The 16,313-nt window shown below is 64.0% G+C and carries 13 protein-coding genes; 8 read left to right on the top strand and 5 right to left on the bottom strand.

Annotated elements, in window-relative coordinates:
• The first annotated feature begins 1 nt into the window (after nt 1).
• Together GTP44_RS19925 and GTP44_RS19920 are read left to right on the top strand one after the other, a co-directional pair.
• Entirely contained in the window at nt 2-3,151 is a 3,150-nt protein-coding gene (locus GTP44_RS19925) for an efflux RND transporter permease subunit (RefSeq protein WP_161020795.1), read from the top strand.
• A 317-nt stretch (nt 3,152-3,468) separates the two neighbouring features.
• Entirely contained in the window at nt 3,469-4,371 is a 903-nt protein-coding gene (locus GTP44_RS19920; RefSeq protein WP_161020794.1) for a cell envelope integrity TolA family protein, read from the top strand.
• A gap of 35 nt (nt 4,372-4,406) precedes the next feature.
• Here the strand turns inward: GTP44_RS19920 and hemB are convergent, their stop codons facing one another.
• A complete protein-coding gene (gene hemB / locus GTP44_RS19915; protein ID WP_161020793.1) occupies nt 4,407-5,408 on the bottom strand; it encodes a porphobilinogen synthase in 1,002 nt (333 codons plus the stop codon).
• Nucleotides 5,401-6,114: a ribosome biogenesis GTP-binding protein YihA/YsxC gene (yihA, locus tag GTP44_RS19910; RefSeq protein WP_160992628.1), complete on the bottom strand. Its 714-nt coding sequence runs from the start codon at nt 6,112-6,114 to the stop codon at nt 5,401-5,403. The genes hemB and yihA overlap by 8 nt, the downstream gene beginning before the upstream one ends.
• 159 nt (nt 6,115-6,273) lie before the next feature.
• Here yihA and GTP44_RS19905 point away from each other — a divergent pair, with 159 nt between their 5' ends.
• The 5 genes from GTP44_RS19905 (at nt 6,274) to msrQ (ending at nt 12,001) form a co-directional block, all read left to right on the top strand.
• Complete coding sequence (locus GTP44_RS19905) at nt 6,274-6,942, top strand: c-type cytochrome (protein ID WP_161020807.1); 669 nt, start codon at nt 6,274-6,276, stop codon at nt 6,940-6,942.
• A 148-nt stretch (nt 6,943-7,090) separates the two neighbouring features.
• Nucleotides 7,091-9,184, top strand: coding sequence for a cytochrome c biogenesis protein ResB (locus GTP44_RS19900; RefSeq protein WP_161020792.1), 2,094 nt, complete (start codon nt 7,091-7,093; stop codon nt 9,182-9,184).
• 13 nt (nt 9,185-9,197) lie between these two features.
• Nucleotides 9,198-10,361, top strand: a complete 1,164-nt coding sequence (ccsB, locus tag GTP44_RS19895; protein ID WP_160992626.1) for a c-type cytochrome biogenesis protein CcsB — start codon at nt 9,198-9,200, stop codon at nt 10,359-10,361.
• 69 nt (nt 10,362-10,430) lie between these two features.
• Nucleotides 10,431-11,408, top strand: coding sequence for a protein-methionine-sulfoxide reductase catalytic subunit MsrP (gene msrP, locus GTP44_RS19890; protein ID WP_161020791.1), 978 nt, complete (start codon nt 10,431-10,433; stop codon nt 11,406-11,408).
• Nucleotides 11,408-12,001, top strand: a complete 594-nt coding sequence (gene msrQ / locus GTP44_RS19885) for a protein-methionine-sulfoxide reductase heme-binding subunit MsrQ (RefSeq protein ID WP_161020790.1) — start codon at nt 11,408-11,410, stop codon at nt 11,999-12,001. Before msrP ends, msrQ begins: the two co-directional genes overlap by 1 nt.
• An 86-nt stretch (nt 12,002-12,087) precedes the next feature.
• On the opposite strand, the gene lysA is transcribed toward msrQ, so the two are convergent.
• Both lysA and lptM read right to left on the bottom strand, forming a co-directional pair.
• Nucleotides 12,088-13,365: a diaminopimelate decarboxylase gene (lysA, locus tag GTP44_RS19880; protein WP_161020789.1), complete on the bottom strand. Its 1,278-nt coding sequence runs from the start codon at nt 13,363-13,365 to the stop codon at nt 12,088-12,090.
• A 5-nt stretch (nt 13,366-13,370) separates the two neighbouring features.
• The gene (gene lptM / locus GTP44_RS28270) at nt 13,371-13,544 is read right to left on the bottom strand and encodes an LPS translocon maturation chaperone LptM (protein ID WP_371867278.1); all 174 of its coding nucleotides are present in this window, start codon (nt 13,542-13,544) and stop codon (nt 13,371-13,373) included.
• Between the two features lie 42 nt (nt 13,545-13,586).
• Between lptM and cyaY the strand changes: the two genes are divergently transcribed.
• Nucleotides 13,587-13,925 (top strand): iron donor protein CyaY, encoded by a 339-nt coding sequence (cyaY, locus tag GTP44_RS19875; RefSeq protein WP_160991283.1) that lies wholly within the window; start codon nt 13,587-13,589, stop codon nt 13,923-13,925.
• Here the strand turns inward: cyaY and GTP44_RS19870 are convergent.
• Nucleotides 13,922-16,261, bottom strand: a complete 2,340-nt coding sequence (locus GTP44_RS19870; RefSeq protein ID WP_160991284.1) for a penicillin-binding protein 1A — start codon at nt 16,259-16,261, stop codon at nt 13,922-13,924. The genes cyaY and GTP44_RS19870 overlap by 4 nt on opposite strands.
• Between the last annotated feature and the right edge of the window lie 52 nt (nt 16,262-16,313).

Below are 16,313 nucleotides of genomic sequence, written 5' to 3'. Positions count from 1 at the left end.
AATGAACCTTTCCGAACTGTGTATCCGCCGACCGGTGATGGTGGTGCTGCTGTCGGCCACGCTGATCCTGGCCGGCGTGCTGGCCTATTTCTACATTCCGGTGGCGGCGCTGCCGAGCTACAACACGCCAGTGATCAACGTCTCGGCCGACCTGCCGGGGGCCTCGCCCGACACCATGGCGTCGTCGGTGGCGTTGCCGCTGGAGAAGCAGTTCTCCACCATCGCCGGCCTGTCGCTGATCACCTCCACCAACACGCTGGGCAATTCCTCGTTGACGTTGGAGTTCGACCCGAGCATCAACGTCAACGAGGCGGCGGTCGATGTGCAGGCGGCGCTGCTGCGCGCGCAGCGCCAGTTGCCGATCGAAATGACCGACCTGCCGTCGTACCGCAAGGTCAACCCGGCCGACGCGCCGGTGCTGTTCATGACGATGAACTCGCCGTCGCTGAGCCTGTCGGAACTGAATGATTACGCGGAAAACCTGATCGCCCCCAGTCTGTCGACGCTGCCCGGCGTGGCGCAGGTGACGGTCAACGGGCAGAAGCGTTTCGCGGTGCGCATCCGCGCCAAGTCCGACCTGATGAACGCGCGCAACCTGACGCTGGACGAGCTGCAGCAGGCGATCAAGTCGGCCAACGCCAACACGCCGCTGGGCATTCTCGACGGGCCGGCGCAGACGCTGACCATCACCGGCAACGCCCAGCTGATGAAGGCCGCCGATTACGCTGAGCTGATCATCGCCCAGCGCAACGGCCAACCGGTGCGGCTGAAGGACGTGGCCGAGGTGCAGGACAGCTTCCAGTCGATCAAGGCGGCCGGCAGCTACAACGGCGAGCGCTCGATCGTGCTGCTGGTGCAGCGCCAGCCGGACGCCAACACGGTGCAGGTGGTGGACGGCGTGCGCCGCCTGCTGCCGCAGTTCAAGGCGCAGTTGCCGGCCTCGATCAACATCAACCTGGTCAACGACCGCTCGGTGTCGATCCGCGAGGCGATCCACGACGTCAACCTGACGCTGCTGCTGACGGTGGCGCTGGTGGTGATGGTGATCTTCCTGTTCCTGCGGCGCGCGGCGGCGACCTTTATTCCGGCCATCACCATGCCGATTTCGCTGCTCGGCGCGCTGGCGCTGCTGTACGCCTTCGGCTACTCGCTGGACAACGTGTCGCTGCTCGGCATCACGCTGGCGGTCGGCCTGGTGGTCGACGACGCCATCGTGGTGCTGGAAAACATCGTGCGCCACATCGAGATGGGCAAGCGGCCGCTGGAGGCGTCGCTGATCGGCTCCAAGGAGATGGGCTTCACCATCGTCTCGATTTCGGTGTCGCTGGTGGCGGTGTTCATTCCGATCTTCTTCATGCCGGGCGTGATCGGCCTGATGTTCCACGAATTCGCCGTGGTGGTGGCGCTGTCGGTGCTGGTGTCGGCGGCGGTGTCGCTGATGCTGGTGCCGATGCTGGCCAGCCGCCTGCTGCCGGCCGACGCCATCGATCCGGAACACGACAAGGGCAACTTCATCGGCCGCTGGTTCGAGGCCGGCTTCGGCGCGCTGCGCGACTTCTACGCCCGCACGCTGGACACCGCGCTGCATCACCGCGCCGTTGTGCTGGTGCTGGCGCTGGGCACCTTCGCGCTGACGGCGGTGCTGTACATCACCATTCCGAAAGGTTTCTTCCCGGAGGAGGACCTGGGCCAGATCCGCGTCAACACCGAGGCGTCGGAAGATATTTCGTCGTCCTCGCTGCAGGCCTTGCAGGAGCGCGTGGCGACCGTCATCCGCAACGATCCCAATGTGCAGGACGTGACCTCCTTCGTCGGCGGCGGCAACACCGGCCGCATGTTCCTGGTGCTCAAGCCGCGCGGCGAGCGCCAGAAGATGCCGCAAGTGCTCGACAGCCTGCGCAAGGCCACCAAGCAGGTGCCGGGCATCTCCGTCTACCTGAGCCCGGTGCAGAACCTGCAGCTGGGCGGCCGCCAGTCGAAGTCGCGCTATCAGTACACGCTGCAATCGGTCAGCCCCGGCGCGCTCAACGAGTGGGCCGACAAATACATGGAGCGCATGCGCGCCGACCCGGATTTCCGCGACGTCACCAGCGATTCGCAGAACAAGGGCCTGCAGGCGTCGCTGAAGATCGACCGCGACAAGGCCAACAACCTCGGCGTGGCGATCGGCGACATCCGCACCGCGCTGTACCTCGCGTTCGGCGAGCGCCAGGTGTCGACCATTTATTCGCCGGCGGCCAGCTATTACGTGATCCTGGAGGCGGCCGACGCCGACCGCCAGTTCGACAGCGCGTTGACCCGCATCTCGGTGCGCAACAAGAGCGGCCAGCTGGTGCAGCTGTCCAGCTTTGCCACGGTTGAGCGCACCATCGGTCCGACCGCCGTCAACCACCAGGGCCAGTTGCAGGCGATCACGCTGTCGTTCAACCTGGCGCCGGATGTGCCGCTGGGCACGGCCACCGCCAAGATCGACCAGTGGGCCGCCGACATGCGTCTGCCGCCGTCGATCATCACCAACTACGGCGGCGACGCGGCGGTGTTCCAGAGCTCGCAGGGCAGCCAGCTGATCCTGATCATCGCGGCACTGGGCGTCATCTATGTGCTGCTGGGCGTGCTGTACGAGAGCTACATCCACCCGCTGACGATTCTGGCCGGTTTGCCGTCGGCGGCGGTGGGGGCGTTGATCACGCTGCGGCTGTTCAATCTGGACCTGACGATGATCGCCATCATCGGCATCCTGATGCTGATCGGTATCGTCAAGAAAAACGCCATCATGATGATCGACTTCGCGCTGCACGCGCAGCGCAAGGAGGGGCTGACGCCGGAGGTGGCGATTCGCCAGGCCTGTATCCTGCGCTTCCGTCCGATCATGATGACCACCATGGCGGCGCTGATGGGCGCGCTGCCGATCGCGCTCGGCCTGGGCGCCGGCGCCGAGCTGCGTCAGCCGCTGGGCTTGGCGGTGGTGGGCGGCCTGATCTTCTCGCAAGTGATCACGCTGTACATCACGCCGGTGATTTACCTGTTCCTCGACAAGTACAGCGGCAGCGGTCCGATGCGCGACGAGGACATCGCCGCCGACGCCGCCATCGCACCGCCGGCGCGCGAGCACGCGCCGGCGGCGCCGCTGAAGGCGGTGAACCAGCATTAAGCGGCGGTTGCGGGCCGAGCCGAGACATTCTTACGCATCCGTAATATGTGAAAGCCCGGCGGTGTGGGGCGCCCAACACAGCCGGGCCGCCACGCCCGCTAGAATGGTGTCAGGCCAGCGTCGCGCGGCGCGCCACGCAACAAAACGTTAATACTCTGAAAAGAAATTGATACACACAGTAACACCCATAAAGAGCCGGAACTTGTAAAGTGAACAGCCTGATGCCGTGGTAATCGCATTGGGAGCGGTTCCCAAAATAGCGGGACTCTGGCACTATGGCCCCATTTTGATGACTCGCGTTCCACAAGGTTGGTATTTTGCACCACGATTCCCACATCCTCTCTGCGCACTCTGATTACTGCGAGACTTGCGGCCAGCGCCTGCCGGTTGCGCAGGACAGCTATGCCACCTGGGAACGCAAATCCAAGAACAACCGCATCGGCATCGGCATCTCGATCGGCCTGCATGTGCTGGGCGTGCTGTACTACCTGTTCGCGCCGGCCCACAAGATGCCGCTGAAACCGCCTACGGTCAAGGGCGGCCAGATGGTCTACATCGCCCCGCTGGAAAAGCAGCCGAGCAAGCCGAAGCAGCAACCCAAGCCGGACACGCCGAAAGCCAAGCCGAAGACGCAGCCGCCGCGCAAGCCGTCCGAGGCCAGGAAGGCGGCTGTGGCGCCGCGTGAAAAACTGGAAACCTATGTGCCGCCGGTGCAGGCCACGATGACGCCGCCACCGCCGGAGCAGGATATGTCGGAAATGATCGCCAAGCGCCGCGCCGCGCGCGAAGCGCAGAATCCGCCGGCGCCGCCCACCCCGGCGGCCGAGAGCGAAGGCGATCGCGCCAAGCGGGTGGCGATGGCCAATATCGCGCGCGCCAACAGCGCCGCGACGGCCGACGAAAGCGGCGGCCTGTTCACGGTCAAGAAGATCAGTTTCAACAGCGCCGAGATCAAATTCCGCGGCTTCAACAACAACTTCAAGCGCAACTGGCTGAAGCAGGTGAATGTCGAGCGCGGCGCCGAGCAGGATATTGAAACGGCGACGATCAAGGAAATGATCAAGATCATCCGCAGCGAGAAGACCGGCGATTTCGACTTTGAATCGCGCCGCCTGGGCCGCACCGTGCCGCTGAGCGCGCGCAAGGAAGACGAGAAGACGCTGTTCGAGTTCCTGATGCGCGAAGTCTTCCCGGACTACTACAACCCGCTGCGCCGCTGATCGTCCTTCCCGCCCGCGCGGGAAGGACGGGGGGCTTATTTGAGTTTGCGGGCGATGTCGAGGGCGAAGTAGGTCAGCACGCCGTCGGCGCCGGCGCGCTTGAAGGCCAACATCGATTCCATCATCACCTTGTCGTGGTCCAGCCAGCCGTTTTGCGCGGCCGCCTTGAGCATCGCGTACTCGCCGCTGACCTGGTAGGCGAAGGTCGGCACCTTGAATTCATCCTTGACCCGGCGCACGATGTCCAGATACGGCATGCCCGGCTTGACCATCACCATGTCGGCGCCCTCGGCCAGGTCCAGGCCCACTTCGCGCAGCGCTTCGTTGCCGTTGGCCGGGTCCATCTGGTACTGGTTCTTGTCGCCCTTGCCCAGGTTGGCCGACGAGCCGACCGCGTCGCGGAACGGGCCGTAGAAGGCCGACGCGTACTTGGCCGAGTAGGCCATGATGCGGGTGTGGATGTGGCCGGCCTCCTCCAGCGCCGCGCGGATGGCGCCGATGCGGCCGTCCATCATGTCCGACGGCGCCACCACGTCGACGCCGGCGTCGGCGTGGCACAGCGCCTGGCGGACCAGCATGGCGGTGGTGACGTCGTTGATGACGTAGCCGTTGTCGTCGATCAGGCCGTCCTGGCCGTGGCTGGTGTACGGGTCCAGCGCGACATCGGTCAGGATGCCCAGCTCGGGGAAGGCTTGCTTCAGCGCACGCACCGCGCGCGGCACCAGGCCGTCCGGATTGGTCGCTTCCACGCCGTCGGCGGTTTTCTTCGACGCGTCGATGACCGGGAACAGCGCCAGCACCGGAATGCCCAGCGTCACGCATTCCTCGGCCACCTTCAGCAACAGATCGACCGACACGCGCTCGACGCCCGGCATCGAGGCCACCGGCTCGCGCTGGTGCGTGCCTTCGAGGATGAAGACCGGGTAGATCAGGTCCGCCGCCGTGACCACGTTTTCGCGCATCAGCGCGCGCGAGAACGGATCGCGGCGCATGCGGCGCATGCGGATGGCGGGGAATTGGGCGGAAACTTTACTCATTGCTATCACTTCCTAAATCGGGTGTGGGGGCGTTCTCTGCGTCTTCCGCCAGGCCGCACAGCGCGAGGATTTTGTCATTGGCCTCGTCGATACCGACCCGTTTGAGCGCGGAGAACAGTTGGACGGTGAAGGGGAAGCCTTCGCCGTCTTCGTCGACGTAGCTTTCCAGCTTGGCTTTGGCCTGGCGCAGCACGTTGACGGACTCATTCCGGTTTAGTTTATCAACTTTCGTCAAAATGCAATGAATAGGCTTGCCGGTGGGGGCGAACCACTCCAGCATTTGCACGTCCAGCTCGGTGAACGGGCGGCGCGAATCCATGATCAGGACCAGCGCGGCCAGCTGGTCGCGGCGCTGCACGTAGTCGCCCAGCAGGCGCTGCCAGTGCAGCTTGGCCGAGCCGGACACCTCGGCGTAGCCGTAGCCCGGCAAGTCGACCAGCAGGGCCTGGATTTCATCGACGATGGTCGGGTCCTTGCGGTGCTGCGCCACGTGGGCGCCGCCGATCGAGAAGAAATTGATGTGCTGGGTGCGGCCAGGGGTTTTGGAAGCGAACGCCAGCCCCTTCTGGTTGCACAGAATGTTAATGGCGGTCGATTTACCGGCATTGGAACGGCCCGCGAAGGCGATTTCCGGCACGCTGGTGTCGGGAAGGTCGCGTAATTGGTTAACGGTAGTGAAAAAGCGGGCTTGCCAGAGTTTAGACATGGGGAAGTGGGGGAAAATGCAACACGTTAAGGCAGGTATTTTTTTAAGCTATTGTACAATGAGTAGTTACCTGGTGCCTCTTAGCACGGTTTAGTGCTGCTCCGGCACTCTCGATACAAAAACTTTTTAGACTCCTCCAAGGGTGCTTGAATGAATAGTGTGAATAGTGTGTTCTCACCGCTGGTTAAATCCTTGCTCGTCGCCTTGCTGGCCGTAACGGCCACCGCCCATGCCGAAGACAAGAAGGCCGCCCCACCCGCCGCCCCGAAAATCGATGCCGCCAAAGGCGCCGCGCTGTTCACCGACGGCGACGCCGCCCGTGGCCTGCCGGCCTGCGTGTCCTGCCATGGCGCCGGCGGCAATTCCACCATCACCGTCAACCCCAAGCTGGCCGGTCAGCACGAGGGCTATCTGTACAAGCAGCTGGTGAACTTCACCACCGCCGACCGCAGTCAGCCGGTGATGACCACCTACGCCAAGATGTTGAGCGATGAGGAGAAGCACAACGTCGCCGCCTGGCTGGTGACCCAGAAGCCGACGCCGGGCGCCGCCAAGAACAAGGATACGGTTGAGCTGGGCAAGAAGATCTACCGTGGCGGCATCGCCGAGAAGAGCGTGCCGGCCTGTGCCAGCTGTCACGGCGCCAACGGCGCCGGTATCCCGATCCAGTATCCGCGTCTGTCGGGTCAGCATCAGGACTACACGGTCGCGCAGCTGGGTCTGTTCAAAACCGGCGCCCGCAAGAGCGTGGAAATGGCCGCGATCGCCAAGCGCATGTCCGACGAAGAGATGAAGGCGGTCGCGGATTACGTGGCAGGCCTGAAATAAAGTTGATTAAATCGCATCACGCGATTGCGGACCAGGCATAAACAAGGGGCGGCTGCGCGAGCAGGCTGCCCTTTTTGTTGGTATGCTCCCGCCTGCCATCCCTGCCATGATTAATTACACCGATATTAATTACACCGATTGAATCCGCATGAGTAGCCCCAGCACCACCGGCATCGAGCTGAAAACCCGCCGCCCCCTCGTGGCCGAAATCGTCGAACTGATTTCGTCCATGCGTTTCGCCATCGCCCTGCTGGCGATGATCGCGATCGCCGCCGTCATCGGCACGGTGATGAAGCAGGGCGAGGCCTCGTCCAACTATCTGAACCAGTTTGGCCCGTTCTGGTACGAGGTGTTCCGCAAGGTCGGCTTGTACACCGTGTACTCGGCCTGGTGGTTCCTGCTGCTGATGGCGGCGCTGGTCATCTCGACCTCGCTGTGCATCGTGCGCAACGCGCCGAAGATGTTGAAAGACATGCGCAGCTGGCGCGAGAACGTGCGCGAGCAGTCGCTGCTGAATTTCCATCACAAGACGCAGTGGCGCTCGCCGCTGTCGCGCGCGGCGCTGGCGCGGCAGAGCATGGCGCGGCTGAAGGACGCCGGCTACCAGGTCAAGCTGGTGGAGAAGGATCACGGCACGCTGGTGGCCGCCAAGCAGGGCGCGGCCAACAAGTTCGGCTACATCTTCGCCCACGCGTCGATCGTGGTGATCTGCATCGGCGGCCTGCTGGATTCGGACGTGCCGATCCGCCTGCAGGAATGGTTCTTCGGCAAGACGCCGTTCACCGGCAGCGGCCTGATCGCGCAGGTGCCGCCGCAGCACCGCCTCGGCATCGGCAACCCCACCTTCCGCGGCAACACCATGATCCCGGAAGGGCAGGCCAGCAACACCGCCATCCTGACCCGCCCGGACGGCGTGCTGATCCAGGAACTGCCGATCACCATCGACCTGAAAAAATTCACCATCGATTTCTACAGCACCGGCATGCCCAAGCTGTTCGCCAGCGACGTCGAGGTGCGCGACAACGCCACCGGCAAGGTGACCAAGGGTACGATCGAGGTCAACAAGCCGCTGATCGTCAACGGCCTGGCCATCTACCAGTCCAGCTTTGAAGACGGCGGCAGCAAGCTCAAGCTCAAGGGCTACGCCATGCTGGGCGGCGAGGACCAGCGCTTCGACATGGATGGCGTGGTGCAGGGCACCACCAAGCTGAATGACGACTACACGGTCGAATGGACCGGCTTCCGCCCGTTCAACGTCGAGAACGTCGGCGCCACCGACGACCCGCGCGCGGTGAAGAAAGGCCGCAGCCTGCAGGAGGAACTGGCGCAGAGCCTGGACAAGCACACCGGCTCGGCCGGCAAGAACGCGGTCAACAAGGACCTGAAGAACATCGGCCCGAGCGTCAGCTACAAGCTGCGCGACAAGACCGGCCAGGCGCGCGAGTTCAACAACTACATGCAGCCGGTCACCATCGACGGCGCCACCGTGTTCCTGGCCGGCATGCGCACCAATCCCGCCGATAACTACAGCTATCTGCGCATTCCCGCCGACGACGCCCATGGCCTGAACGAATGGATGCGCTTGCGCGCCGCGCTGCAAAATCCGGCACTGCGCAGCGCCGCCGCCACGCGCTACGCCGAGCGCGCCACCGTCAATGCCAGCAACAGCGCCATGCGCGAGACGCTGCAGGCCTCGGCCGACAAGAGCCTGAGCATCTTCGCCGGCAACCAGCAGGGCGGCGGCTTCATGGCCGTGTCGCAGTTCCTGTCCAAGGTGCCGGCCGAGGCGCAGGAGAAGACCGTCGACGCCTTCATGAAGATCCTCAACGGCAGCCTGTGGGACCTGTGGCAGATCGCCCGCGCCAAGGACGGCCTGGCGCCAGTGAGTGAGGACGAGCGGCACGCGCGCTTCCTGCAGCTGGCCACCAACGCGCTGTCGGATGTGGCGCTGTACGGCGCGCCGGTGTTCCTGCAACTGGATGAATTTACCGAGATCAAGGCCTCGGTCTTCCAGATTACCCGCTCGCCGGGCAAGAATGTGGTGTATCTTGGCTGCCTGTTCCTGGTGTTGGGCGTGTTCGCCATGTTCTACATCCGCGAACGCCGCCTGTGGATCTGGCTGAAGGACGACGCCAACGGCGGCGCCGACGCCCTGATGGCCATGAGCACCCAGCGCAAAACGCTGGACTTTGAGCGGGAATTTGAAACACTGAAGGAAAAGCTGCCGCAATCGGCGGCATAAGCAGGAGAAAACCATGGAACTGATGCAATCCCAGCCAGCCACGCAGACCTATCAGCAGGCGCCCGGCTACTTCAAGCGCCTGACGGCGGTCGACTGGCTGTTCGCGCTGGCGCTGCTGGCCGCCGCCATCTTCGGCCTGAACCGCTACGGCCATTACATGGACATCTACGAGCAGGGCATCCTGCTGCTGAGCGCGCCGACCTTCGCCGCGCTCGGCTGGCACTGGAAGCCGGTGCGCTGGCTGATGCCGCTGATCGCGCTGCTGTCGCTGTGGGCGGTATCGATGTACGGCGGCCAATTGGACAACGGCTCGCAGAAATTCTGGCTGCGCATGATGTTGTCGAGCCAGTCGGCGGTGTTGTGGATGAGCGTGATGTTCGTCATCTCCACCGTGTTCTACTGGATCGGCTTCATCGGCCGTTCCGGCGCGGCCGCCAGCCTCGGCACCAAGCTGAGCTGGGCCGCCGTGGTGCTCGGCTGGACCGGCATGATGGTGCGCTGGTACGAGTCCTACCTGATCGGCGCCGACGTCGGCCACATTCCGGTGTCGAACCTGTACGAAGTGTTCATCCTGTTCTCGCTGATCACCGCCATGTTCTACCTGTACTTCGAGCAGCGTTACGCCACTCGCCAGATGGGCCCGTTCGTGCTGCTGGTGATTTCGGCGGCGATCGGCTTCCTGATGTGGTACACCACCTCGCGCAACGCGGCCGACATCCAGCCGCTGCTGCCGGCGCTGCAAAGCTGGTGGATGAAGATCCACGTGCCGGCCAACTTTATCGGTTATGGCAACTTTGCCCTGGCGGCCATGGTCGCCTCGGCCTACCTGCTGAAAACCTCGGGCTACCTGAAGGACCGGCTGCCGTCGGAAGAAGTGTTGGACGACGTCATGTACAAGGCCATCTCGGCCGGTTTCGCCTTCTTCACCATCGCCACCATCCTGGGCGCGCTGTGGGCGGCCGAGGCGTGGGGCGGCTACTGGTCGTGGGACCCGAAGGAGACCTGGGCGCTGATCGTCTGGCTCAACTACGCCGCCTGGCTGCACATGCGCCTGATGACCGGCCTGCGCGGCCGTCCGGCGGCGTGGTGGGCGCTGGTGGGGCTGCTGGTGACGACCTTCGCTTTCCTGGGCGTCAACATGTTCCTGTCCGGCTTGCACTCCTACGGTAAATTGTAAACAGAAGTTTAAAACTGGCCGCGGTAGATTCGTGTAAGGTGTAAGCCATACGAATCTACCGGAGCCATCATGCTGATCAAGCGCAGTCCCAACGGCATCGACCTGCCGACCTCCTCGGAAATCACGCCCCGCGCGCTGTACGAATCGCGCCGCGGCTTCATGAAGCAGATCGCCCTCGGCGCGGTCGGCGGCGCCGCGCTGCTGGAGATGGCCCAGCGCGAAGCGTTCGCGCAGGGCGGCGGCGCCAGGCTGCCGGCCAGGCTCAACCCGGCCTTCTCGGCGCTCGACAAGCAGACGCCGTTCAAGGACGCCACCACCTACAACAACTTTTACGAGTTCGGCACCGACAAGAGCGAGCCGGCGATGTATGCCGGCACGCTGAAGACGCGGCCGTGGACGGTCGCCATCGAAGGCGAGGTCAAGAAGCCGATGACGCTGGACATCGACGCGCTGCTGAAGCTGGCGCCGCTGGAGGAGCGCGTCTACCGCCTGCGCTGCGTCGAGGGCTGGTCGATGGTGATTCCGTGGATCGGCTACTCGTTCTCCGAGATCATCAAAAAAGTCGAGCCGACCGGCAACGCCAGGTACGTGGAATTTGTCACGCTGGCCGACAAGCAGCAGATGCCCGGCGTGGGCAGCCGCGTGCTGCAATGGCCGTACACCGAAGGCCTGCGCATCGACGAAGCCAATCACCCGCTGGCGCTGCTGACCTTCGGCATGTACGGCGAAGTGCTGCCGAACCAGAACGGCGCGCCGGTGCGCATGGTGCTGCCGTGGAAATACGGCTTCAAGTCGGCCAAGTCGATCGTCAAGATCCGCTTCGTCAAGGAGCAGCCGCGCACCTCGTGGAATTTGTCGGCGCCGGACGAATACGGCTTCTACTCGAACGTCCATCCGGGCGTTGATCACCCGCGCTGGTCGCAGGCGTCCGAGCGCCGCATCGGCGAAGACGGCTTCCTGTCGCGCAAGCGCAAGACGCTGATGTTCAACGGCTATAACGACGTCGCCTCGCTGTACGCCGGCATGGACCTGAAGAAATTCTACTGATGCTGACGACCCGGCAAGTCAGCTGGCTGAAGGGCGTCGTCTTTGCCGCGGCGCTGATCCCCCTGCTGCGCATGGTGTACCTGACGCTGACCGACCAACTGGTCGACCCGCTGGAATTCATCACGCGCGGCACGGGCGACTGGACCTTGTACTTCCTGAGCATCACGCTGGCGGTGACGCCGTTGCGGCGGCTGAGCGGCTGGAACTGGCTGATCAAATTGCGCCGCATGCTGGGGCTGTACACCTTCTTCTACGGCCTGCTGCACTTCATCACCTTCCTGTGGTTCGACCATTTCTTCGATCTGGCCGAGATGTGGAAAGACGTGCTGAAGCGGCCCTTCATCACGGTCGGCTTCATCGCCTTCGTCCTGCTGATTCCGCTGGCGGCGACCAGCACCAACGGCATGATCAAGCGCCTGGGCGGCAAGCGCTGGCAATGGCTGCACCGGCTGATCTACGTGATCGCGCCGCTGGCCGTGTTGCACTTCTGGTGGATGAAGGCGGGCAAGCACAACTTCACCGAACCCATCCTGTTCGGCACGCTGCTCGGCGCGCTGCTATTGCTGCGCCTCTGGTGGCGCGTCCGCAAGTAAAAACGGTGTCAGGTCTGACAAAAGCACACGGGCTCAACTGCTACGCAGTTGAGCCCGTGTGCTTTTGTCAGACCTGACACCGTTTTTTATTTCAGCACGGACTCCAGCGCGTACAGGTCGGCCGGGTTTTCGCGCTGGCGCACCAGGTGCGGCGTGGCGCCGTCGACCATCACTTCGGCCGCGCGGCCGCGGGTGTTGTAGTTGGACGCCATCGTCATGCCATAGGCGCCGGCGGTGTGCATCACCAGCAGCTCGCCCGCCGTGATCGCCAGCGCGCGGTCGCGCGCCAGCCAGTCGCCGGATTCGCAGATCGGCCCGACGATGTCGTACACGGCCGCCTCGGCGCCGTCTTGCACCACCGGCTGCATGTCCATCCAGGCCTGGTACAGCGCCGGACGCGCCATGTCGTTCATCGCCGCGTCGACGATGCAGAAGTTCTTCTCTTCGCCATGCTTGAGGAATTCCACGCGCGTCAGCAGCACGCCGGTGTCGCCGACGATCGAACGGCCCGGCTCGAAGATCACCTTGATCGGCTTGCCGTTGTGGCGGGCGGCGCGCCAGGCGTCCACCCGCGCGAACACGCGTTCCAGGTAGTCGCCCACCGGCACCGGCGGCGCTTCGCCTTGCTCGCGGTAATCGATGCCGATGCCGCCGCCCATGTCCAGATGGTGCAGTTCGATGCCTTCGGCGCCCAGCTGGTCGATCAGTTCGATCAGGCGGTCCAGCGCCTCCAGCAGCGGCACGTCGTCCAGCAACTGCGAGCCGATGTGGCAGTCGATGCCGACCACGTCCAGATGCGGCAGCTGGGCGGCGGCGCGGTAGGTGGCCAGCGCGTCGTCAAACGCCACGCCGAATTTGCTGGCCTTCAGGCCGGTGGCGATGTACGGGTGGGTCTTCGGATCGACGTTCGGGTTGACGCGCAGCGAGATGCGGGCTTGCTTGCCCAGCGCGCCGGCCACCTCGTTCAGGCGGTGCAGCTCGGGAATCGATTCGACGTTGAAGCACAGGATGTCGTGGCTCAGCGCCAGGCGCATTTCGTCGACGCTCTTGCCGACGCCGGAGAAGATCACCTTGCGCGGATCGCCGCCGGCCGCCAGCACCCGCAGCAGCTCGCCGCCGGAGACGATGTCGAAACCGGCGCCCTGGCGCGCCAGCAGGTCGAGGATGGCCAGGTTGGAGTTGGCCTTCATGGCGTAGCACACCAGCGCGTCGCGGCCGCGGCAGGCGTCGGCGTAGGCGGCGAAATTGGCCAGCAGCGCGGCCTTCGAGTACACATAGGTCGGCGTGCCGAACTGCTCGGCGATCACGCTCAGCGAAACACCTTCGGCGTGCAGCACGCCGTCTTGATACGAAAATTGCGACATAGGATTTATTGTTGAGGGGCAGCGGTTTCAGGAGTCGTGGCAGGGGCGTTGCCGCTCTTGGCAGGCTTGGCCGCTGGAGGCTTGGGCAGGTATAGCGGGCCGGGTTGGCCGCAGCCGCTCAGCAATATGGTCAGGCACAGGGTAGATGCGCCGATAATCAAACGGAAAGTGGACTTCACGATAGAATCACGAATTATTAAGTGCAGATACTGGAGTGTAGCATGGGCGAATCAGAATTCCTGGCGCAAGCCGAAGCCACCTTGAACGCCATCGAGGCGGCCCTGGACCGGTTGAACGACGCCGACATGACCGATGTCGAGTGCAGCCGCAGCGGCAACGTGCTCGAAATCGAGTTCATCGACAACGGCAGCAAGATCATCGTCAACAGCCAGGCGGCGATGCAGGAGCTGTGGGTGGCCTCGCGTTCCGGCGGATATCACTACCGCCAGAAGGACGGCCTGTGGCGCAACACCCGCGACGGCTCCGAGCTGTTCGCCACCCTGTCGGCGGAAGTCACCAAGCAGGGCGGCGCGCCGGTGGTGCTGGCGCCCGAGGCTTAAAACAGCTCGTTCTTGACGGCGTCCTTGGCCTTTTCCTCGGCCGGGGTGCCGTGCCCCGGCGCGTCGAGGTTGTTGACCCCCATGCCCGGCGGATTTTCCGTGTAGTAGTACTCGTCACCGACCAGCATCACGCCGTCCGGCACCGCGCGTTCCTCGATCGGAATGCTCTTCAGCGCTTTTTGCATGTAGTTGATCCAGATCGGCAGCGCCAGGCCGCCGCCGGTTTCGCGGTTGCCCAGGTTCTTCGGCTGGTCGTAGCCGATCCAGGCGATGCCCACCAGCTTCGGCTGGTAGCCGGCGAACCAGGCGTCGATCGAGTCGTTGGTGGTGCCGGTCTTGCCGGCCAGGTCGCGCCGGCCCAGCGCGTTGGCCTTGGCGGCCGTACCGTAGCGCACCACGTCCTTCAGCATCGAATCCATCAGGAAGGCGTTGCGCTCGTCGATCACGCGGTTCTTCTCGTCGCCGGCCAGGTCGGGATGGGCTTGCGACAGGATCTTGCCGTCGGCGTCAGTCACTTTCGAGATCAGGTACGGGCTGACCTTGTAGCCGCCGTTGGCGAACACCGCGTAGGCGCCGGCCATCTGCAGCGGCGTGACGTTGCCCGCGCCCAGCGCCAGCGTCAGGTAGGGCGGATTCTTGTCGGCGTCAAAGCCGAAGCGGGTGGCGTATTCCTGGCCGTACTTGGCGCCGATGCGGTGCAGGATGCGGATCGAGATCATGTTCTTGGACTTGGTCAGGCCCTTGCGCATGGTCATCGGCCCTTCGTACTTGCCGTCGTAGTTCTTCGGTTCCCATGCCTGGCCGCCGGTCTGGCCGGCGTCGAACGAGATCGGCGCGTCGTTGATGACGGTGGCCGGCGACAGGCCGCGCTCCAGCGAGGCCGAATAAATAAACGGCTTGAACGACGAGCCCGGCTGGCGCCAGGCCTGGGTCACGTGGTTGAACTTGTTGCGGTTGTAGTCGAAGCCGCCGACCATGGCCTTGATCGCGCCGTCGGTGGTGCTGGCCGAGACGAAGGCCGCCTCGATTTCCGGCATCTGCGCCACCAGCCAGTCCTTGCCGTCCTGCAGCACGCGGATCACCGCGCCACGGCGGATGCGCTTGTTCGGCGGGTTCTTGTCCGACAGCCACGAGCGGCCTTGCTCCAGGCCGCCGCCGCTGATCTTGATTTCCTCGCCCGAGGCGGTGACGGCGGTGATCAGCTGCGGCGTGGCCGACAGCACCACGGCGGCCATCAGGTCGTCGTTGTCCGGATGCTCGGCCAGCACGGTTTCGATGGCGTCGTCGGCCTCTTCCTTCTTGGCCGGGATGTCGATATAGGCCTCCGGGCCGCGATAGGCGTGGCGGCGCTCGTAATCCATGACGCCCTTGCGCAGCGCCAGGTAGGCGGCGTCCTGGTCGGCCTTGGTGATGGTGGTGAACACGTTCAGGCCACGGGTGTAGGTGTCTTCCTTGAACTGCTCGTAGACCAGCTGGCGCGCCAGCTCGGCCACGTACTCGGCGTGCACGCCGAATTCGCTGCTGTCGGTCTTGACCTTCAGATCCTCGGCCTTGGCCGCCTCGTACTGCTGGTCACTGATATAGCCCAAATCATGCATGCGCTGCAGGATGTATTGTTGGCGGGTGCGTGCGCGTTTCGGGTTGACCACCGGATTGTAGGCCGACGGCGCTTTCGGCAGGCCGGCCAGCATGGCGGCTTCGGCCACGCTGATGTCGCGCAGGTTTTTACCGAAGTAGATTTGCGCGGCGGACGAGAAACCATAGGCGCGCTGGCCCAGGTAGATCTGGTTCATATAGACCTCCAGAATCTGGTCCTTGCTCAGATTCTTCTCGATCTTCCACGCCAGCAGCATTTCGTAGACTTTGCGCTTGATCGTTTGTTCGCTGGACAGGAAGAAGTTGCGCGCCACCTGCTGGGTGATGGTCGAGGCGCCCTGCTTGCCGCCGCTGCCGACCGCGTTGTGCAGCGTGGCGCGCAGGATGCCGGTGTAGTCGACGCCGCCGTGCTCGTAGAAGCGGTCGTCCTCGATCGCCAGCACGGCTTTCTTCATCACGTCCGGGATGTCCTTGATGCGCACCAGGTTGCGGCGCTCTTCGCCGAACTCGCCGATCAGCACATTGTCGGCCGAGAAGATGCGCAGCGGCATTTTCGGCCGGTAGTCGGTCAGTGTGTCGATCTCGGGCAGGTTGGGGTAGGCGATAGCCAGACCGAACACCAGCAGCAGCACGCCGGTCACCCCCAGGCCGGCGACGGACAGGCCGGCCAGCAGGAAGAAACGGGAGGCGGATGGGCGCGGTTTCGATGGGCTTGGGGGGGCCGAATTAGTGGAGGTCATGCAGTTCGATCTTTCGGTTAATAGTCGCGGCCATTATAAGCGAGCCGGGGCC

Source organism: Duganella lactea (assembly GCF_009857505.1).
In the GTDB taxonomy this organism is placed as follows: Bacteria; Pseudomonadota; Gammaproteobacteria; order Burkholderiales; family Burkholderiaceae_D; genus Rugamonas; species Rugamonas lactea.
The sequence above is the reverse complement of the archived record's forward strand: the minus strand, read 5'-3'. Positions and strand labels throughout refer to the sequence as shown.

Coding starts and splice junctions, on each gene's coding strand:
- yihA (WP_160992628.1), bottom strand. CDS start 6,114: ATGTCTAAACTCTGGCAAGCCCGCTTTTTCACTACCGTTAACCAATTA.
- GTP44_RS19870 (WP_160991284.1), bottom strand. CDS start 16,261: ATGACCTCCACTAATTCGGCCCCCCCAAGCCCATCGAAACCGCGCCCA.
- ccsB (WP_160992626.1), top strand. CDS start 9,198: ATGGAACTGATGCAATCCCAGCCAGCCACGCAGACCTATCAGCAGGCG.
- lysA (WP_161020789.1), bottom strand. CDS start 13,365: ATGTCGCAATTTTCGTATCAAGACGGCGTGCTGCACGCCGAAGGTGTT.
- cyaY (WP_160991283.1), top strand. CDS start 13,587: ATGGGCGAATCAGAATTCCTGGCGCAAGCCGAAGCCACCTTGAACGCC.
- msrQ (WP_161020790.1), top strand. CDS start 11,408: ATGCTGACGACCCGGCAAGTCAGCTGGCTGAAGGGCGTCGTCTTTGCC.
- GTP44_RS19900 (WP_161020792.1), top strand. CDS start 7,091: ATGAGTAGCCCCAGCACCACCGGCATCGAGCTGAAAACCCGCCGCCCC.
- hemB (WP_161020793.1), bottom strand. CDS start 5,408: ATGAGTAAAGTTTCCGCCCAATTCCCCGCCATCCGCATGCGCCGCATG.
- msrP (WP_161020791.1), top strand. CDS start 10,431: ATGCTGATCAAGCGCAGTCCCAACGGCATCGACCTGCCGACCTCCTCG.
- GTP44_RS19925 (WP_161020795.1), top strand. CDS start 2: ATGAACCTTTCCGAACTGTGTATCCGCCGACCGGTGATGGTGGTGCTG.